Here is a 15518-nt window from a genome sequence, read left to right on the forward strand (position 1 = left end):
TAAAGGCGATCGCTTTTAGAAAGTAGGAGAAACAGATAATGAGAGGAAATTGGCTAATTTTAGCTACTGGTGGCTTATTTTCTGGTATTCTTGCTGGATTGCTAGGTATTGGTGGTGGTACTGTTCTCGTTCCCTTGCTAGTTTCTCTAGGTTATGCACCCGTACAGGCTGTTGCTACGAGTAGCTTGGCAATTTTAGTCACTTCTATTTCTGGTAGCATCCAAAACTGGCGCATGGGTTACTTTAACTGGAAGCAGGTGAGCTTGCTAGGATTTCCTGCGGTTGTAACCTCACAAATTGGCGTGTATACAGCTAGTCGCATTCTACCGTACATCCTTCTACTGGCTTTTGGTGTTTTATTGCTCGTCAACATTTATTTAGTTAACTTGCGCCAGCACCTCACTAATAAACAGACTTCGGCAGAGACACAATTTAACCCTTTACTCGCTCGACTTTTCACCGGAGGTGCAGCAGGTATTCTCGCTGGATTATTCGGTGTAGGTGGAGGGGTGATTATGGTTCCGCTTCAAATGTTACTCCTAAAAGAAGAAATAAAAGTTGCCATTCAAACGAGTTTAGGTGTAATTGTGATTACAGCTATTTCTGCAACTGTCGGGCATACCGTAACAGGTAACGTACTATTTATACCAGGATTACTATTAGGTTGTGGTGGTTTGCTAGGAGCGCAAATTAGTACTCGCATTTTACCCAAACTACCAGATCGGACAGTTAGTTTTGTGTTTCGTCTATTTTTAGGAGTATTGTCAATCTACGTTTTTTGGCAAGCTTGGCAATCTTATTCTGCTTAATATTTAGGTGTCAGTCAGTTGCTAGCTATCTTAAATTGCTAGACAAAACAATAGATACTTGAAGTCGTTTTTAATACGAGTGTCAAAATATACTGATAAAAAGTTATAAAATCTACAATTTAGAGTTAAATACTGAGTTTAACAGTATTTTTGAGTCACTAGACTTTTTAAGTTTTGGTGAAATATCGAGCTATCAAAATACTGTAATAACACTGAAAAACCTTATCTTATCTTTATAATTCGGTATTGCTACCGATACAATTACTTTTTACTATTTGCCATACTAAAAACGCAGCAATATAGCAAAAAACGCCTCATATTTAGATGACAATTCGAGCGAGCTGTGCTGTTTCTCTTGCTACATAACTTTCACGGCTAAGCAAACTATGTTGCCTAATCAGTATCAAGCACAGGAACTATCTAATCTGTTAGAAAACATCCAAACTAAACAAGCAAGTGGTGTTTTGTATATAGATGCACAAGTCGATCCAGAAAAGCCTGCAAAACCTCGCGTGCTGATTTGGAAAGACGGACGCACGCTCTATGGTGGTAAAACAGTTCCAGATGCTCCTAGCTTAGTCAAATTGTTAGAACAAAAACTAAGTCGAGAATGGGTGGCTTCTGCGGTGGCTTTTGCAATGCGCCAAGTTACAGAGCAAGCATCACTTCGCGATGTACTAGAGCGTTTGGTGCAAATGCAGCTATATAACTGGGAACAAATTGAGGCTGTTCTTTACAGTCAGTTATTATTAACGGTAGAACAAATTTTACCTTATCCCGGTAAGTTTCAATTTGATAGTCATAAGCAGCTAAATTTTTGTCGCGGCGTTGAATTATCAAAGCTAATGCTAGATATTACTCAACGTCAGGAACAATGGTACAGCTTCAGACCTACTATTATGTCAATGGATGCAGTACCGAGTTTAAAATCTGATACTTTAGCTAATGTTACAGAGCCAAATGTGCGCAAGCATTTGCAAGAATGGGTCAACGGACAGCGATCGCTAGTGGATATCGCTGAAGGATTGAATAAAGATCCGTTGAGTATAGCAAAATCCTATATAAATTGGATACAAGCAGGCTGGTTAGACATAGCAAATAACAACACTACTACAACTCAAATTTCTTTATCTACAGTTTTAGCTGTAGATGATAGTGCCGTCATGCAACAACTGATTAAAAGAGCGCTGACGGGTTATTGTCAAGTCATATTGGCTAGTAATGCTGTAGATGCTCTGAACATAATTTATCATGAAAAAATTTCCCTGTTGCTACTCGATGTTTCTATGCCAGAGATAGATGGCTTAGAGCTTTGTCGAACTGTGCGTAGTATTCCTCAGTTCCGCGACTTGCCAATTATTATGGTGACAGCAAGAGACGGTTTTTTTGATAAAGTTAAAGGTAAATTTGCTGGTTCTAATGACTATTTAACCAAGCCGTTTGATGCAGAACAGTTACGCCAGGTAGTAGGGAGATATATCGGATTGGGAATTAGTGCCAATAATAATAAAGATGCAGTTGCATTTGATTTATCTAGCTCTAGCTAGATTTTTTATTTCTTTGCAACTCGCTTGAGAGCTATTTTCATTTCATATTCAATAACATAAATTATGACGATCGAATATTAGTTAATCACTCCGTTAATTATTCAAGTGACAACCGCAAATGGAAACTAAACCTTATCTAATTTTCAGCTTGCATGACTTGCAGTATGGAATTGATGCAACTCTCGTACAAGAAATTTTTCTGCTGCCCGAGTTGAATCCTATCATTGAAGCACCAACCGATATTGCAGGCATTTTGAATTTACGTTCTCAACTCGTACCCGTAATGCATCTCGGTCTGCGTTTAGGATACAAAATACAGAATTGTCACCTCAACGATAGCGTTATCGTTTTACAATGGCAAGATTTACGGATTGGGATTATTGTTAATTCCGTTTATGAAGTAAAAAATATTAGTTCTGAAGTTATAGAAACAAATATTTCATACGGACGAGTTAAAGAAACTACAGCGCAATTTATTCAGAGTATTGCCAAATTAGATGCAGATATGATCTTGTTGCTAGATCCAGAGCAACTGATCTGCTATTCTACAGTTGAAGATATTTTACCAGCACTAAATAGCGAATTCAACGAGATAGAAACTCATGGCGATCGCCCTCAGTTAAAAGAGAAGGAAAGCATTCATAAACATAGTTTTTACGATTTATATTATCCGCAAGTCACCCCACAAGAAAAAGCAATTTTTCGGGAACGGGCTGAGAACTTGAGACGGCAAGCTGAGAGTTCTGATTTTACTGGACTTATACCATTAGCAGTATTTGGTCTTAACGGCGAATATTTTGGACTAGATTTAGATATCGTGCGAGAATTCACCAACATTCGTCATATGACTCAGATTCCGTGCTGCCCAAATCATATTGTTGGCAACATGAATTTACGCGGAGAAATTGTCACTTTAGTAGATATTCGTCAGGCTTTAAACTTATCGCTCGATCTCGATCGGACTACCTCAAAAGCCATTGTGATTCGCTTCAACGATACGATCGCCGGAATACCTGTAGATGAAGTTTTTGATGTGATGTATCTACGTCCGTCAGATTTGACACCAGTACCAGTAGCAGTGCATTCCGCTAACGATGAATACCTCAGAGGTAATGCCCCATATTTAGAAAAAATGCTGACCGTACTTGACTTACCTCAGCTTTTATCTAAGAGCAGCTTAGTTGTAGACGAAGAAATTTAACATTTTATGATAGACGATCCAGAACTGAGAGATATATATAAAACAGCTTGTGCCGAACGGATGCAGAAGTTGGAAGAGTGCTTAATGCACTTAGAAAAACATCCAGGCGATCGCGAGCAACTCGAAGACTTTTTGCGAGAGATTCACACCCTCAAAGGAGACTCTCGAATGCTGGGTGTACAGGGTGTTGAAACCCTGACGCATCAAATTGAAGAGGTACTAGCCGGAGTCAAGCGGGGTGAGAACAACTTAACCGCAGAACTGTGCGATCGTCTTTATCAAGGACTTGATGCCATGCGCCAGTTCGTCCATGAGGCGGTTACGGGTGTTGCTCCAAGCGTCAATCTTTTTTACGTCCTCGCCCGATTGATGGGCGCACAGTCCAGTCCTGTGAGTGAAGACGAGGAACTATTACCTGCTGACACTCCCATATTCACCGAACCTGTAGCCGCCGCAGACATCCCACTATTTGAGAACGATCTATTTCCCGAACCACCCATCACTGCGTTAGAAGACGATCTATTCTCCGAAACGCCTGTTACTGCTCCATCTGAAGCGATCGCCGCATCATTTGACCTACTTAACGACGATTTGTTCTTGCCCGAACCTCCTGTATTACCGAAGATTCTCCCTACACCTCCATCACTGCCAGTTAAACAACCTGAAATTACACCTGCACCCGTACCCGAAGCTAAAGTCAAGCCGCAGCCAGCTCCAGCAGCCGAAGCCAGCGAGACAGCCCAAACTAGTAACTATCAAATCGATACGATTCGTGTCGAACCGCAAAAGCTCGATACGTTGATGACTCAAGCAGGTGAGTTAACGGTGACTAAACTGCGGATCGCTCAACGCATGGGTGAAATTGAAGAAATTCTCACCCTCTGGGAAGAGTGGAGTCGGGATGCTTTTGTCAATCGCTCGGTGTTTGACAAGATAGAGCTTGGCTTGCACGCCAACAACATCAAGCAATTACAGAACTTCCAACATCGGTCGGAGCAACGTTTAGAACGCCTCGGCTCTCTGATTAACCATCTGAAAAGCACGGCTTACGAAGACACCGCTCGGTTAGATATTGTCACTGGAGAATTAGAGTCAGGGATCAAGACTCTACGCCTTTTACCTCTATCGAATATGTTTGCGCTTTTTCCCCGTCTCGTCAGAGATTTAGCCAAGCAGCAAGGCAAGGAAATCAATTTAGTCATTGAAGGCGGAGATACCAAGGCAGACAAACGAATTTTAGAGGAAATGAAAGACCCATTGCTGCACCTGTTACGCAATGCAATCGATCACGGTATTGAGACACCTCAAGAACGAGAAAGCTTGGGTAAACCACGCACGGCAACTATCCGCTTGCGAGGGTATCAATCTGCTAGCAGTATTGGGATTGAAGTTACAGATGATGGGCGCGGTTTGAACATCGATAGCATTAAACGCACTGCTGTGCGACGGGGACTCCACCGCGAAGAAGAATTGGAAGCCATGACAACGGCTCAAATTCAATCGCTAATTTTTGCCCCTGGTTTCTCGACTCGAACGACAGTGACAGAAATTTCTGGTCGCGGGGTGGGTTTGGATGTGGTGCGGGCAAATGTCGAAAGAATGAAGGGGACGATCCAAATCGAATCTTTGCCTGGGATGGGCTGTGAGTTTCGGATCAAGTTAGATACGACTTTAGCCACCACTCAAGTTTTGATTGTGGAAGTTAATCGCATGTCCTACGCGCTGCCAGTGGAGTTCGTGCAGACAAACTTGCTCGTGTCTCGGCAAGAGATCTTTGCTTTGGAAGGCAGTCAAACGATCGCGATTGAAGGTCAACCAGTTTCCGTGGCTTGGCTAGCCGATTTACTAGAGTTGCCCGCGATCGCTCCTAGTCTCAAATCTGCTGCTAAAATGCTGCCTTGTGTCATAGTGCAAGTCGGTAGCGATCGCCTTGGGTTGCTAGTAGACGCTTTACTCGATCGGCAAGATATCGTTCTAAAGCCGCAAAGTAAGTTACTCAAGCGCATTCGGAACGTAACTGGTGCAACTATCTTGGGTACGGGTGAAGTTTGCATGGTTCTCAATCCTCAAGATTTACTCAAATCCGTACAGAAGAAGCCTGTAGCCCTACACGCCAGTGAATCGAGCCAACAGGCACAAACTAAGCAAAAGCTGCTATTAGTCGAAGACTCAATTATCATCCGCACTCAAGTCAAGCGCCTGTTAGAGAGTGCTGGCTATGACGTGACTGCTGCTGTAGACGGGGCTGATGGATTCAACAAGCTGAGGACAGGCAGTTTTGATGCTGTCATCTCAGACGTGCAAATGCCGAATTTAGATGGTTTGGGGCTAGCGGCAAAAATTCGCCAACACAAAGAATATCAAGAGTTACCAATTATTCTCGTCACAACTCTTGCTTCTGATGAAGATAAACGTCGAGGTGCAGAAGCAGGAGCAAATGCTTACCTCACTAAAGGTACGTTCGATCAAAAAATCCTACTCGATACGTTGAATAGATTGATTTAAAAGTCAAAAGTTAAAAGTCAAATGTCAAAAGTTATGTGTTAGTAAAGGTGAGTTCACTAAAATATTTGTCGTAGTATAAATATCTCGATGAATTTGTCGGGACAACAGTTAAACACTGAAACGAATTTGTGGCGATCGCTAAGAAATTATAGAAATGAGGAACCACTGTGAAAATTACAAGACAATTACAAGCAACTGGCATCGGACTATTGATTTTTGCTGCAAGTAACGTAGTTTTTGTTTATCTCAATACTGCTACATCTGATAGTCGAATTGTGAATTATGCGGGGATTGTCAGAGGTGGGACTCAGAGATTAGTTAAATTAGAACTGGCTGGCAAAAAAAGCGATAAATTAAGTGCCAAACTAGACACAATTGTTAATGGATTGAGGCGAGGCGATCGCACGCTTGACTTACCTGCGGCAACCGAACCAGAGTTTATTGCCAAAATGAAAGAGATTGAAAAGGCTTGGATAACTCTGAAAGCTACTATCGCTCAAGTTAGGAAAAATTCACAATATCGCACCGACCTGTTGAGCCAAAGTGAAGATTATTTTGAATTGGCAGATAAAACTGTATCGACTGCTGAAGTCATCGCTCAAGCCAAAGTCGAAAGATTACGGATGTTGCAGCTAGTTTTATTTGGTATGAACCTATTAATTTTGGGCATTATTCTGTGGATCAACCGTAATATTGCCTTGAGTTTGCAAAAATCTGTCGGAACGATTGCCAATACCTCAACTCAAATTGCTGCGGCGATTTCAGAACAGGAACAAATAACAGTTCAACAGGCTGTTTCTGTGAATCAAGTTAGCAGCACGATGGACGAGCTAGGTGCTTCTTCTCAGCAATCGGCAGAGCAAGTAGAAGCTTCTGCTACAGGAGCTAGGCAAGCGTTGTCACTCGCTGAGGGAGGTACTAAAGCTGTCAGTAACATTTTAGAACAAATGAAATTGCTTGAGGAAAGTGTAGGTGCGATCGCCACCCAAATACTCAATTTGAGGGGACAAACAAATGAGATTGGTGGAATTTCCACTCTAGTATCGGGCATAGCCAGTCAGACCAATATGCTAGCGCTGAATGCAGCAGTGGAAGCAGCCAGGGCAGGAGAACACGGTAAAGGATTTGCTGTCGTAGCTGAAGAAATTCGTAAATTAGCCGACCAAAGCAAACAATCGGCAGAGCAAATTAATACTCTTGTTGCAGATATTCAAGCAGCAATTAATGCAACTGCGATCGCTACTGAAAGAGGCACAAAAACAGTTGGTGCGGGTATGGAAATGACTCAAGGAACGGCAACCTCGTTTCAAGGTGTGGCGAATTCAATTGACAGTATCTTTTTAAATCATCAACAAATTTCGCTCAACGCCCAGCAACAAGCACTAGCGACTCAACAAGTTATGGATACTATGAATCAACTCGCCTTATCAGCTCAAGAATCAGCGGGTGGGATTAGCCAAATTAAAGTTGGTACTCAACAACTAGAAATGGCGGCTAAAAACTTATTGGCAATGGTGTAAAAGATAATCTACACAATTCAAAACCTCAACAAAAATTTCACAGAATAAAAGGAATAGCTCTCATGAAACTTTCATTAACAGCTAAAGCAATTGCTTTTTCTATCGCCCTTGGCACGCTGCCAGCCATGGCGATCGGAGTTAGTAACTATATTTCTGCGAGTAACAACTATCGCCAAAATGCAATTCAATCGCAAGAATCTCTCGCCTTTTCTTTAGCAGATAAGGTTGGGCGTTTTATGTTCGAGCGCGCTGGTGATATTCGAGTCATCTCTAGGTTGCCAATTTTAAATAATCCCGAAGGCACAAAAGAAATTACTCAGCAGCAAAGACAAAATGTGCTAGATGGATTTATGAGAATTTATGGCGTTTACGACAGTATCGCTGTCATGGATTTGTCGGGAAAAGTAATTTTACGCACGACTGGAGAAACATCGACAAATCTAGCAGATCGTGATTATTTCAAGGAGGTGATAAGAACTAAACAGATAGCGATTATCCAACCTCGAAAAAGCTCAAATGGTGAAGTTACCGTTCACTTGGCTGCTCCGATAATTAATGCCAATACAGGCAAAATGATAGGCGTAGTTCGCGCCCGTATGCCCGTAAAAAGCTTAGACAGCATTTTAAATGAAAAAATATTCAATGCATCGCAACAGACTCAACAAGTCGGATCGAGTAGTAAAGAATATCATCTCATCAGTTCTGATGAGAAGTTCTTTGCCGCACGGGAAGCAGAACAAGTCGGTCGCGATGCCAAAGAAGACTTTGCTAGCTTTGTCAAAATGCACGCCGAGAAAAAAATGGCAACAGCGATCGATATCGATCGCCTTGACAAATCAGAACAATTAGTCTCCTACGCGCCAGTACCGAACACGGAAGGAATGCCAGAACTCAACTGGAGCGTAATCTTAGCAGAAGATACAAAATCCGTATTTGCTGGGCAGCAGCAACTCATCACCAACCTATTGCTGGGAACTGGAATCACCTTACTAGTTGCTGGTGGGTTGGCAGTTTTGTTTGCTAGCCGTACAGCTAAGATGATTCAACAAATTGCCAATGCCGTTGCTTCCTCTTCTACTGAAATTGGAGCAACCGTCGAGCAACAAGAACGCACCACTACCGAACAAGCTAGTTCTGTCAACCAAACCACCGTCACTGTAGAAGAGTTGGGCGCAGCTTCTCGCCAATCTGCCGAACAAGCCGAAGCTTCTGCTGCTGGGGCGCGTCAAGCCCTAGAACTTGCCGATAACGGTAGCAAAGCCGTACATCAAACGATGGCAGAAATGTCTACCGTCCGCGATAAAGTGGGGGCGATCGCCGAGCAAATTATGCGATTATCAGAACAAACGACTCAAATCGGTAGTATTTCCGATTTAGTTGCAGATGTTGCCAACCAAACCAATATGCTAGCCCTGAATGCAGCAGTAGAAGCAGCACGGGCAGGAGAACACGGTAAGGGATTTGGTGTAGTTGCAGGTGAAATTCGCAAACTTGCCGACCAAAGTAAGAAATCTGCCGAGAAGATCAATGCATTAGTTAACGATATTCAAGCTTCAATTAACAGCACCGTAATGGCAACGGACGAAGGCACAAAATCAGTCGATTATGGACTGCGCTTAGCCCAAGGAACCGTAGAATCCTTCACTGGAGTCGCAGATGCCGTTAACCACGTCTTCCTCAACAGCCAACAAATTTCTCTCAGCGCCAAGCAGCAAGCGGTTTCCGTGCAGCAAGTCGTCTCGGCAATGAACGAAATCAACCTCGGTGCAAAAGATACGGCAGCTGGCATCAACCAAGTTCGCGTGTCAACGCAACAACTCAATCAAGTCGCCCAACAATTACAAGCAATTGTATAGAAATAAGTCAAAAGTCAAAAGTTAAAAGTCAAAAGTCAAAACCGAGAAGATAGGAGACAGAAAACAGAAGACAAAAGTAGTTTTTCTCCCTCAGCTCCCCCAGTTCTCTTCTTCCTCAACTCTTTTCTTCCCGACTCCCAACTCCCGTACGGCAGGTTTCCAAACCCGCCCCTACCGGCTCCCGACTCCCAACTCCCTGATAACTGACAACTGATAACTGATAACTGATAACTGCCATGACACCAATTAAAGTTTTATTAGTCGATGACTCTCCCGTTGCTATGAGCATTTTCCGTAAAGTACTTGATTCTGCACCAGAAGTGCAGGTTGTAGGTACAGCTCAAGATGGTGCAGAAGCTTTAAATTTAATTCCTAGAGTACAACCTCAAGTCATTTGCACTGACTTAAAAATGCCCAAAATGGATGGTTTGGAATTCATCAAACAAGTGATGGCGAAGACTCCATTACCAATTTTAGTTTTGAGTGATGCCGTTCAAAAGCAAGACATTGATAATGTGTTCCAAGTTTTGCAAGCTGGAGCCATCGATGTAATGCCAAAACCTGCATCAGTTTCCACCGCAGATCAGGAGGAACTAAAGCGCCAATTAATTACTAAAATTAGAGTTTTGGCAAGCAAGCAAGTTAGTGCAAAACCGCTCACATAATCGTCACAGGAAGTGCGCCAACCGAATATCTGCGTCGTCGGTGTAGAGACGTTATGGCAATTCTCGATTGCGTGTGTGACATTTGTAGGAACGCACAGAGAAAGCGCCCTTACAGATCGTGTGTTTTACCCAATTGAAAAACGCTATTAGATGTAACGTCTCTCTTAGTACAGGACAAAACCTTGAAAACTAGAGAAGAAAAGGGTTTCATGGAAATTGCGAATTTTCTCGATGAAACCCTATGGATCAGGTTACGCTACTACGGCAAACTTTACAGCCCCATTTGGCATGGCATGGAGCCCGCTTAAGCTTTCTAGCCATGTTCCTCATAGCTTTGTTTCGCGTTAAAACTGTCAATTTGGCTGAATTAGCTACAGGATTTGTGGGACAAGCGCAAACCGACTCAAATTACAAACGGCTCCAACGCTTCTTCCGCAACTTTGAACTCAACTACTATGAGATAGCTAAAGTGATTGTGGGAATAATGAGCATCCCTGAACCTTGGGTGTTAAGCTTGGATCGGACTCAGTGGCAGTTTGGACAAACCACATTCAACATTCTGACTTTGGGCATCGTTCATCAAGGGATGGCATTTCCCGTGCTATGGTGGATGCTCGACAAGAAAGGGAACTCCAACACCAACGAGCGCATTGAGCTGATGGAGGAAGTAACTGCTCTGTTTCCAGACCGTGAAATCGCCTATCTCACTGCTGACCGGGAGTTTCTCGGACATGAGTGGTTTGGCTATCTGCTCAAACATCCTACCCTTCCCTTTCGGATTCGTATTCGCGCCAGTGATTGCTTGAGCAATGGACGACAAAGCTTGAAGGCAAGCGTTGTCTTTGCACACCTCAAACTCCAACAGACTCAGGTACTGCCCAAACGCCGTCGCTTGTGGGGCTATTGGTTGTACGTGGCTGCCCTACGGCTGGAGGATAACGAGCTATTGGTCGTAGTCACTCCCAATTCAGCCGCAACCGCGATCGCTGATTACGCAGCGCGGTGGGGCATTGAAACCCTATTTGGCACATTCAAAACGCGGGGCTTTTGTCTAGAATCAACCCATTTCACTGATTCAGAACGCTTGAGCAAACTCCTAGCTCTATTGACACTAGCCTTATGCTGGGCATTCCTTACAGGGCAGTGGTTGCATCAAATCAAACCGCTCAAAATCAAAAAGCACGGACGTAAAGCTAAGAGCCTGTTTCGCTACGGCTTCGACCACTTGCGGGCAATTGTCCTAAACTTGGAGCAAAAAAACGCTGAATTTCTCAATGTTTTACAATTTTTGTCCTGTACTTAGAACGTCTCTATGCTATTTGCACTTTTGTACGGTTGATTCGAGATCCGATTAATGCCAAAATTTCCAGTAAAAGTTTTATTAGTTGAAGATTCACCTGTTGTCTTGGCAATTCTGAAAAAGCTCTTAGCTACGACATCAGAAATAGAAGTCGTTGGCACGGCTAGCAACGGTCAAGAAGCTTTGGAAAAAATTCCCGAGCTGCAACCTAACGTCATTTGTACAGACCTACACATGAGAAAAATGGATGGTCTGGAGTTTACCAAACAGGTGATGGCAAAACACCCTTTACCAATTCTAGTTATCAGCAGTTCGGTACAGGAGAGCGACACCAATACGATTTTTCAATTGCTACAAGCTGGAGCGATCGATGTCTTTCCCAAACCTGCAATGGGAACACCTTCAGAGTACGATCGCATCAAGCAAGAATTAATTACCAAAATTAAAGTACTTTCTGGTGTCAGCGTCTTCACGAAACCATTAAAGCAGCCCGTACTCTCAACCGCAGCTCAACCCTTAGTTCAAGGTAGAATTTCAGGATCTCACAGCGGGTTATCCTCAATTCGGATGGTGGCTGTCGGTGCTTCTACAGGTGGTCCCCAAGCATTACAGAAGCTTTTTAGCCATCTACCAAGTCACTTCCCAGCGCCCGTTATTTGTACTCAGCATATTAGCGAAGGATTTTTGCATGGATTGGTGAGTTGGCTGGCAACTGAGTGTCAAGTCAAAGTTAAGATTGCTCAAGATGGGGAAATTCCATCACCGGGAACGATTTATTTTGCGCCAGAAAAGTGTCATTTAGAATTTAGTTCTCTAGGCAAATTTACTCTTAACCGAGCAACTGGCGTCGTAGACGGTCACTGCCCCTCAGTTACAGTCATGTTTAAATCTGCTGCCCAGTTTTACGGTAAGGGAATCATAGGCGTGCTACTAACAGGAATGGGTAGAGATGGTGCTACGGGAATGCAAGCGATCGCCCAAGCCGGAGGAATGACAATTGCTCAAGACGAGGCAACTAGCATCGTGTTTGGAATGCCAAAAGAAGCGATCGCTCTAGGAGCCGTGCAACACATCTTACCGATTCAAAGCATAGCTCCCTTCGTGCTGAGTCGGGTTTTTGTTAGGTAACAGTTATCAGTTGTCAGTTGTCAGTTATCAGAGGAATTTCTGACCAACAACAACCGTCATCACGGAGTGTAGCACAGCGCGTTTACCGTCAACCGTCTTCACGTAGCTTGCTTCCCCGAAGGGGTAGTGTAGCGAGCGCGTTTACCGTCAACCATCAACCGTCACCTAAACAACAAATAACCATCATTCAGAAGCTTCAAACAACCACTTTCTAACTCGTTCCATGCTTTGCCAATCTGGTTTGCGGCTCATGCCATCAGCAATGTTTTGCTTGACTTCATCCCGCATGTCGGAATCAATCATAATGAACTGCATAGCGCGATCGACATGTTCGCGCACGCCTTTTTGTCCGGTTTCCAGCATGGCTACGGCAAGGTTAACTCTGGACTGGGCATCTTGGGGATGTAACTTAACTGCCTTTTGCGCCGCTTTGAGGGCAGCATTTGATTTATCGCTTAATAAATACAACCACGCCAAACAAGTCCAAGCAGCGCTGCTTTTGGGAGCGCGATCGCAAATGTCTTGAAAAACTGGAATTAACTTCTCTGGTTCTTCGCCAGCCTTGTAGCGTTCGAGTGCTGATTCAAATAAAGATGAGACAGTATCGGTCATTGTTAATGAAAGAAAGTAGGTAAATAGTTAACGGTTAACGGCTGACAGTCAACCGTTAACTGTCAACTGTCAACTCTACCTATTAAACCCCAAACGATTTCCCGCAGCCACAAGTTTGATTGGCGTTGGGGTTCGTGAATTGGAAGCCGCCACCGATCATGGCATTACTGTAATCTAGCTGTAAGCCATAAAGGTATAAGATGCTTTTGCGATCGCACACGATCTTGAAGCCCTCGTAATCGTAGACTTCATCATCGGCTCTAACTTTACTAATATCTTCAAAATCCATCATGTAGGACATTCCAGAGCAGCCACCCTGACGCACTCCCACCCGCAAGCAGAGGTCTTGCCCTTGGCGATCGCGCAGAAATGAAATATGTTGCAGAGCTGCTTGGGTTAACTGAATGCCTCGCTGTTGAGACTGGGTTGCTGATGTCATAGACTGTTACAACTCCTGGTATGGTTTTAGAATGCAATATGCAGCTTTTTCGTCCATTGTAACGGCAACAGAGGTGCGGTTTGAGAAATTGTCAACGATCCTGACCAAAGCGCCACAAAGATTTCTATCCTAGAATTGATAGGTCTAATTGGATGAAACGGGATCGGGGAAAATACAACTCCTGTTGGCTGAGGCAAAGCTGCCAATTGCTTAACGACAACTCCCACACCTAAGTAAGATCGAAAGTTTGCACTGTCTCCCTGATTGGCTTGGTTGGTCTATGACAACTTCGTTAAATAGCTCCACGCGACGGCGTTTGCAGAAATTGAATCAAATTCCTTGTGTCTGGGAGGGCGATCGCCGCACGTTATCAGCGCCAAGCCCAAGAGGAGACACAGAAGCAGGGAGCGAGTGTATTTTGTGGGTAGATGGCTCTCAAGGAGTCGTGCGGGCAATGGATGTCGTGGCTACCGACAGTGGACCCGAAGTTGTCGTGCGCACGCTGTTACGAGCAATGGAGCATCCCAACAGTCCCGCCAAACCCGCTCGTCCTCAAAAAATTGTCGTGCGCGATCGCGAAATTCAGTTTTATTTGCGCGGCGTGTTACAAGAATTAGACATCGCGATCGATTACGTTCCCGATCTACCGCTAATTGATGAATTGTATCGCGGCTTTGAAGAATTTGGGGAAGCTCATCCCCCCGAATTGCCACCTCAATATGCCACCGCACTCAAAAAGAAAGCATTTGAGATTTGGCAAGCTGCTCCTTGGGAGTTATTAGAAGAACACCAAATTATCGCCGTCAAGCTCAACCATTTTGATATCGAAACCCTATATATTTCCGTGATGGGAATGTTGGGGATGGAATATGGCATTTTGCTCTATCGCTCTGCTGAATCCTTGCAAAGATTTCGGGCGAAAGTTTTGATTGAAGAAGATGCCACAGAACAGCTAGAAGAAGCTTTTCTCAAACAAGACTGCTTATTTCTTACTTTCGAGCGCTCGGAAGAGATGGATGGTGGTGGAGAATTTGTCGATCTAGCAGACTTACCCCTGTCGGAGATTGAGCCATCTTTTGGTAATATCCATCCTCTAGAAGGACTGCGCTCTGTCCTCTATGAGGAGGAGGCTAGTGCTGTCTTTGTTGCTTTGGAAGCTTTAAATCGCTTTTTGCGAAACGAGCGCCGACAACTAGGCGGGAAAACTTTTCCTGAGATTAGCCGCAACTATCGCATTACACTACCCTCATCCCAGTCGGAGAAAAAATCCCACCCCCTCAGCGTGACTGTCTCCACCTTGCCGAATTTGGCTACAGAGTTAGAGGAAATGGCAGATGCAGTTGCAACTGAGGCAATAGAAGCAGAAGATTTGGACGACATGCCTCTATTTCAGTCTTTACGGGACGACCTAATCCCAGAAGATTCTTTTCTCAGTTTGGGGGTTGTGTCTTGGGAAATGGTGCAGCAATTGCGCCAGAAAGTCACCCATCAGCAAGTCGGCAAGCCTACAGAAGCAGGAGATGGGTTGCCAGTGATTTTGATTCAAACTTCCCGTCCTAAAGCCAAAGAAGCGATCGAGGTTATCTTGAGTGCGGGAGGACTTAGAGGTATCGGTTTTAATCCCGGAGCAGATCCGTTTGGTGGCGATCGCTACGATTTAGGCGTGCTGCAAACTAATAATGGAGAGTTATTTCTATTTGGCGAATTTTTAGAAGACGATCCAGTTCACGTCGTCGCGAGAAAGAAGTGGAACGATCGCTGCAAGCATACCAAAGGCTATTGCGGCTTAATCGTCGCCAGAGGACTAATGGGCGCTTCGCGGGGACAACCCCAAATGAAAGATATGATGGCACTATTTGAAGCGCGATCGCTTTCATCTAAAGACTTAGGCATCGGAATGCTTCAGTTAATGCCACAGCTTGAATAAGTAGTCATT

General features: G+C 44.0%; 14 protein-coding genes. 10 read left to right on the top strand and 4 right to left on the bottom strand.

The genetic code is table 11. The features are described from left to right. The first annotated feature begins 38 nt into the window (after positions 1 to 38). From QH73_RS00110 to QH73_RS27950, 6 genes are all read left to right on the top strand, one after another. Positions 39 to 809 carry a sulfite exporter TauE/SafE family protein gene (locus QH73_RS00110; RefSeq protein WP_039714754.1) on the top strand — a complete coding sequence of 257 codons (771 nt, stop codon included), beginning with the start codon at positions 39 to 41 and terminating at the stop codon, positions 807 to 809. Positions 810 to 1195: 386 nt separating this feature from the next. Next, positions 1196 to 2356, top strand: a complete 1161-nt coding sequence (locus QH73_RS00115) for a response regulator (protein WP_039714755.1) — start codon at positions 1196 to 1198, stop codon at positions 2354 to 2356. A gap of 118 nt (positions 2357 to 2474) precedes the next feature. Beyond that, a complete protein-coding gene (locus QH73_RS00120) occupies positions 2475 to 3557 on the top strand; it encodes a chemotaxis protein CheW (protein ID WP_039714756.1) in 1083 nt (360 codons plus the stop codon). A 6-nt stretch (positions 3558 to 3563) separates the two neighbouring features. Further along, positions 3564 to 6062 carry a hybrid sensor histidine kinase/response regulator gene (locus tag QH73_RS00125; RefSeq protein ID WP_039714757.1) on the top strand — a complete coding sequence of 833 codons (2499 nt, stop codon included), beginning with the start codon at positions 3564 to 3566 and terminating at the stop codon, positions 6060 to 6062. 167 nt (positions 6063 to 6229) lie between these two features. Continuing rightward, entirely contained in the window at positions 6230 to 7582 is a 1353-nt protein-coding gene (locus tag QH73_RS00130) for a methyl-accepting chemotaxis protein (protein WP_039714758.1), read from the top strand. 62 nt (positions 7583 to 7644) lie between these two features. Continuing rightward, entirely contained in the window at positions 7645 to 9438 is a 1794-nt protein-coding gene (locus QH73_RS27950) for a methyl-accepting chemotaxis protein (protein WP_039714759.1), read from the top strand. A 115-nt stretch (positions 9439 to 9553) separates the two neighbouring features. Here QH73_RS27950 and QH73_RS28545 read toward each other — a convergent pair whose 3' ends face one another. After that, positions 9554 to 9676, bottom strand: a complete 123-nt coding sequence (locus QH73_RS28545) for a hypothetical protein (RefSeq protein WP_286194026.1) — start codon at positions 9674 to 9676, stop codon at positions 9554 to 9556. On the opposite strand from QH73_RS28545, the gene QH73_RS00140 reads away from it, so the two are divergent. The 3 genes from QH73_RS00140 to cheB all read left to right on the top strand — a co-directional run bounded on the left by QH73_RS00140 (position 9675) and on the right by cheB (position 12531). Further along, positions 9675 to 10103: a response regulator gene (locus QH73_RS00140; RefSeq protein WP_039714760.1), complete on the top strand. Its 429-nt coding sequence runs from the start codon at positions 9675 to 9677 to the stop codon at positions 10101 to 10103. The two genes, QH73_RS28545 and QH73_RS00140, sit on opposite strands and share 2 nt — an antisense overlap. Before the next feature lie 241 nt (positions 10104 to 10344). Next, the gene (locus tag QH73_RS00145) at positions 10345 to 11406 is read left to right on the top strand and encodes an IS4 family transposase (protein ID WP_039711121.1); all 1062 of its coding nucleotides are present in this window, start codon (positions 10345 to 10347) and stop codon (positions 11404 to 11406) included. A 51-nt stretch (positions 11407 to 11457) separates the two neighbouring features. Next, on the top strand, positions 11458 to 12531 hold the full coding sequence (gene cheB / locus QH73_RS00150) for a chemotaxis-specific protein-glutamate methyltransferase CheB (RefSeq protein WP_039714761.1): 1074 nt from the start codon (positions 11458 to 11460) through the stop codon (positions 12529 to 12531). Positions 12532 to 12714: 183 nt separating this feature from the next. Here cheB and QH73_RS00155 read toward each other — a convergent pair whose 3' ends face one another. From QH73_RS00155 to QH73_RS00165, 3 genes are all read right to left on the bottom strand, one after another. After that, positions 12715 to 13143, bottom strand: a complete 429-nt coding sequence (locus tag QH73_RS00155; RefSeq protein ID WP_039714762.1) for a hypothetical protein — start codon at positions 13141 to 13143, stop codon at positions 12715 to 12717. A gap of 82 nt (positions 13144 to 13225) precedes the next feature. After that, on the bottom strand, positions 13226 to 13582 hold the full coding sequence (locus QH73_RS00160; protein WP_015152130.1) for a HesB/IscA family protein: 357 nt from the start codon (positions 13580 to 13582) through the stop codon (positions 13226 to 13228). Between the two features lie 26 nt (positions 13583 to 13608). Beyond that, a complete protein-coding gene (locus tag QH73_RS00165) occupies positions 13609 to 13809 on the bottom strand; it encodes a hypothetical protein (RefSeq protein ID WP_165587588.1) in 201 nt (66 codons plus the stop codon). Between the two features lie 53 nt (positions 13810 to 13862). Here QH73_RS00165 and QH73_RS00170 point away from each other — a divergent pair, with 53 nt between their 5' ends. Beyond that, the gene (locus QH73_RS00170) at positions 13863 to 15509 is read left to right on the top strand and encodes a DUF6930 domain-containing protein (protein ID WP_039714763.1); all 1647 of its coding nucleotides are present in this window, start codon (positions 13863 to 13865) and stop codon (positions 15507 to 15509) included. Positions 15510 to 15518: the final 9 nt, after the last annotated feature.

The sequence above is a fragment of the Scytonema millei VB511283 genome, from assembly GCF_000817735.3.
Lineage (GTDB): Bacteria > Cyanobacteriota > Cyanobacteriia > Cyanobacteriales > Chroococcidiopsidaceae > Chroococcidiopsis > Chroococcidiopsis millei_B.

Coding starts and splice junctions, on each gene's coding strand:
- QH73_RS00160 (WP_015152130.1), bottom strand. CDS start 13,582: ATGACATCAGCAACCCAGTCTCAACAGCGAGGCATTCAGTTAACCCAA.
- cheB (WP_039714761.1), top strand. CDS start 11,458: ATGCCAAAATTTCCAGTAAAAGTTTTATTAGTTGAAGATTCACCTGTT.
- QH73_RS00125 (WP_039714757.1), top strand. CDS start 3,564: ATGATAGACGATCCAGAACTGAGAGATATATATAAAACAGCTTGTGCC.
- QH73_RS00170 (WP_039714763.1), top strand. CDS start 13,863: ATGACAACTTCGTTAAATAGCTCCACGCGACGGCGTTTGCAGAAATTG.
- QH73_RS00120 (WP_039714756.1), top strand. CDS start 2,475: ATGGAAACTAAACCTTATCTAATTTTCAGCTTGCATGACTTGCAGTAT.
- QH73_RS00145 (WP_039711121.1), top strand. CDS start 10,345: ATGGATCAGGTTACGCTACTACGGCAAACTTTACAGCCCCATTTGGCA.
- QH73_RS00110 (WP_039714754.1), top strand. CDS start 39: ATGAGAGGAAATTGGCTAATTTTAGCTACTGGTGGCTTATTTTCTGGT.
- QH73_RS00155 (WP_039714762.1), bottom strand. CDS start 13,143: ATGACCGATACTGTCTCATCTTTATTTGAATCAGCACTCGAACGCTAC.
- QH73_RS00140 (WP_039714760.1), top strand. CDS start 9,675: ATGACACCAATTAAAGTTTTATTAGTCGATGACTCTCCCGTTGCTATG.
- QH73_RS28545 (WP_286194026.1), bottom strand. CDS start 9,676: ATGGCAGTTATCAGTTATCAGTTATCAGTTGTCAGTTATCAGGGAGTT.
- QH73_RS00115 (WP_039714755.1), top strand. CDS start 1,196: ATGTTGCCTAATCAGTATCAAGCACAGGAACTATCTAATCTGTTAGAA.
- QH73_RS27950 (WP_039714759.1), top strand. CDS start 7,645: ATGAAACTTTCATTAACAGCTAAAGCAATTGCTTTTTCTATCGCCCTT.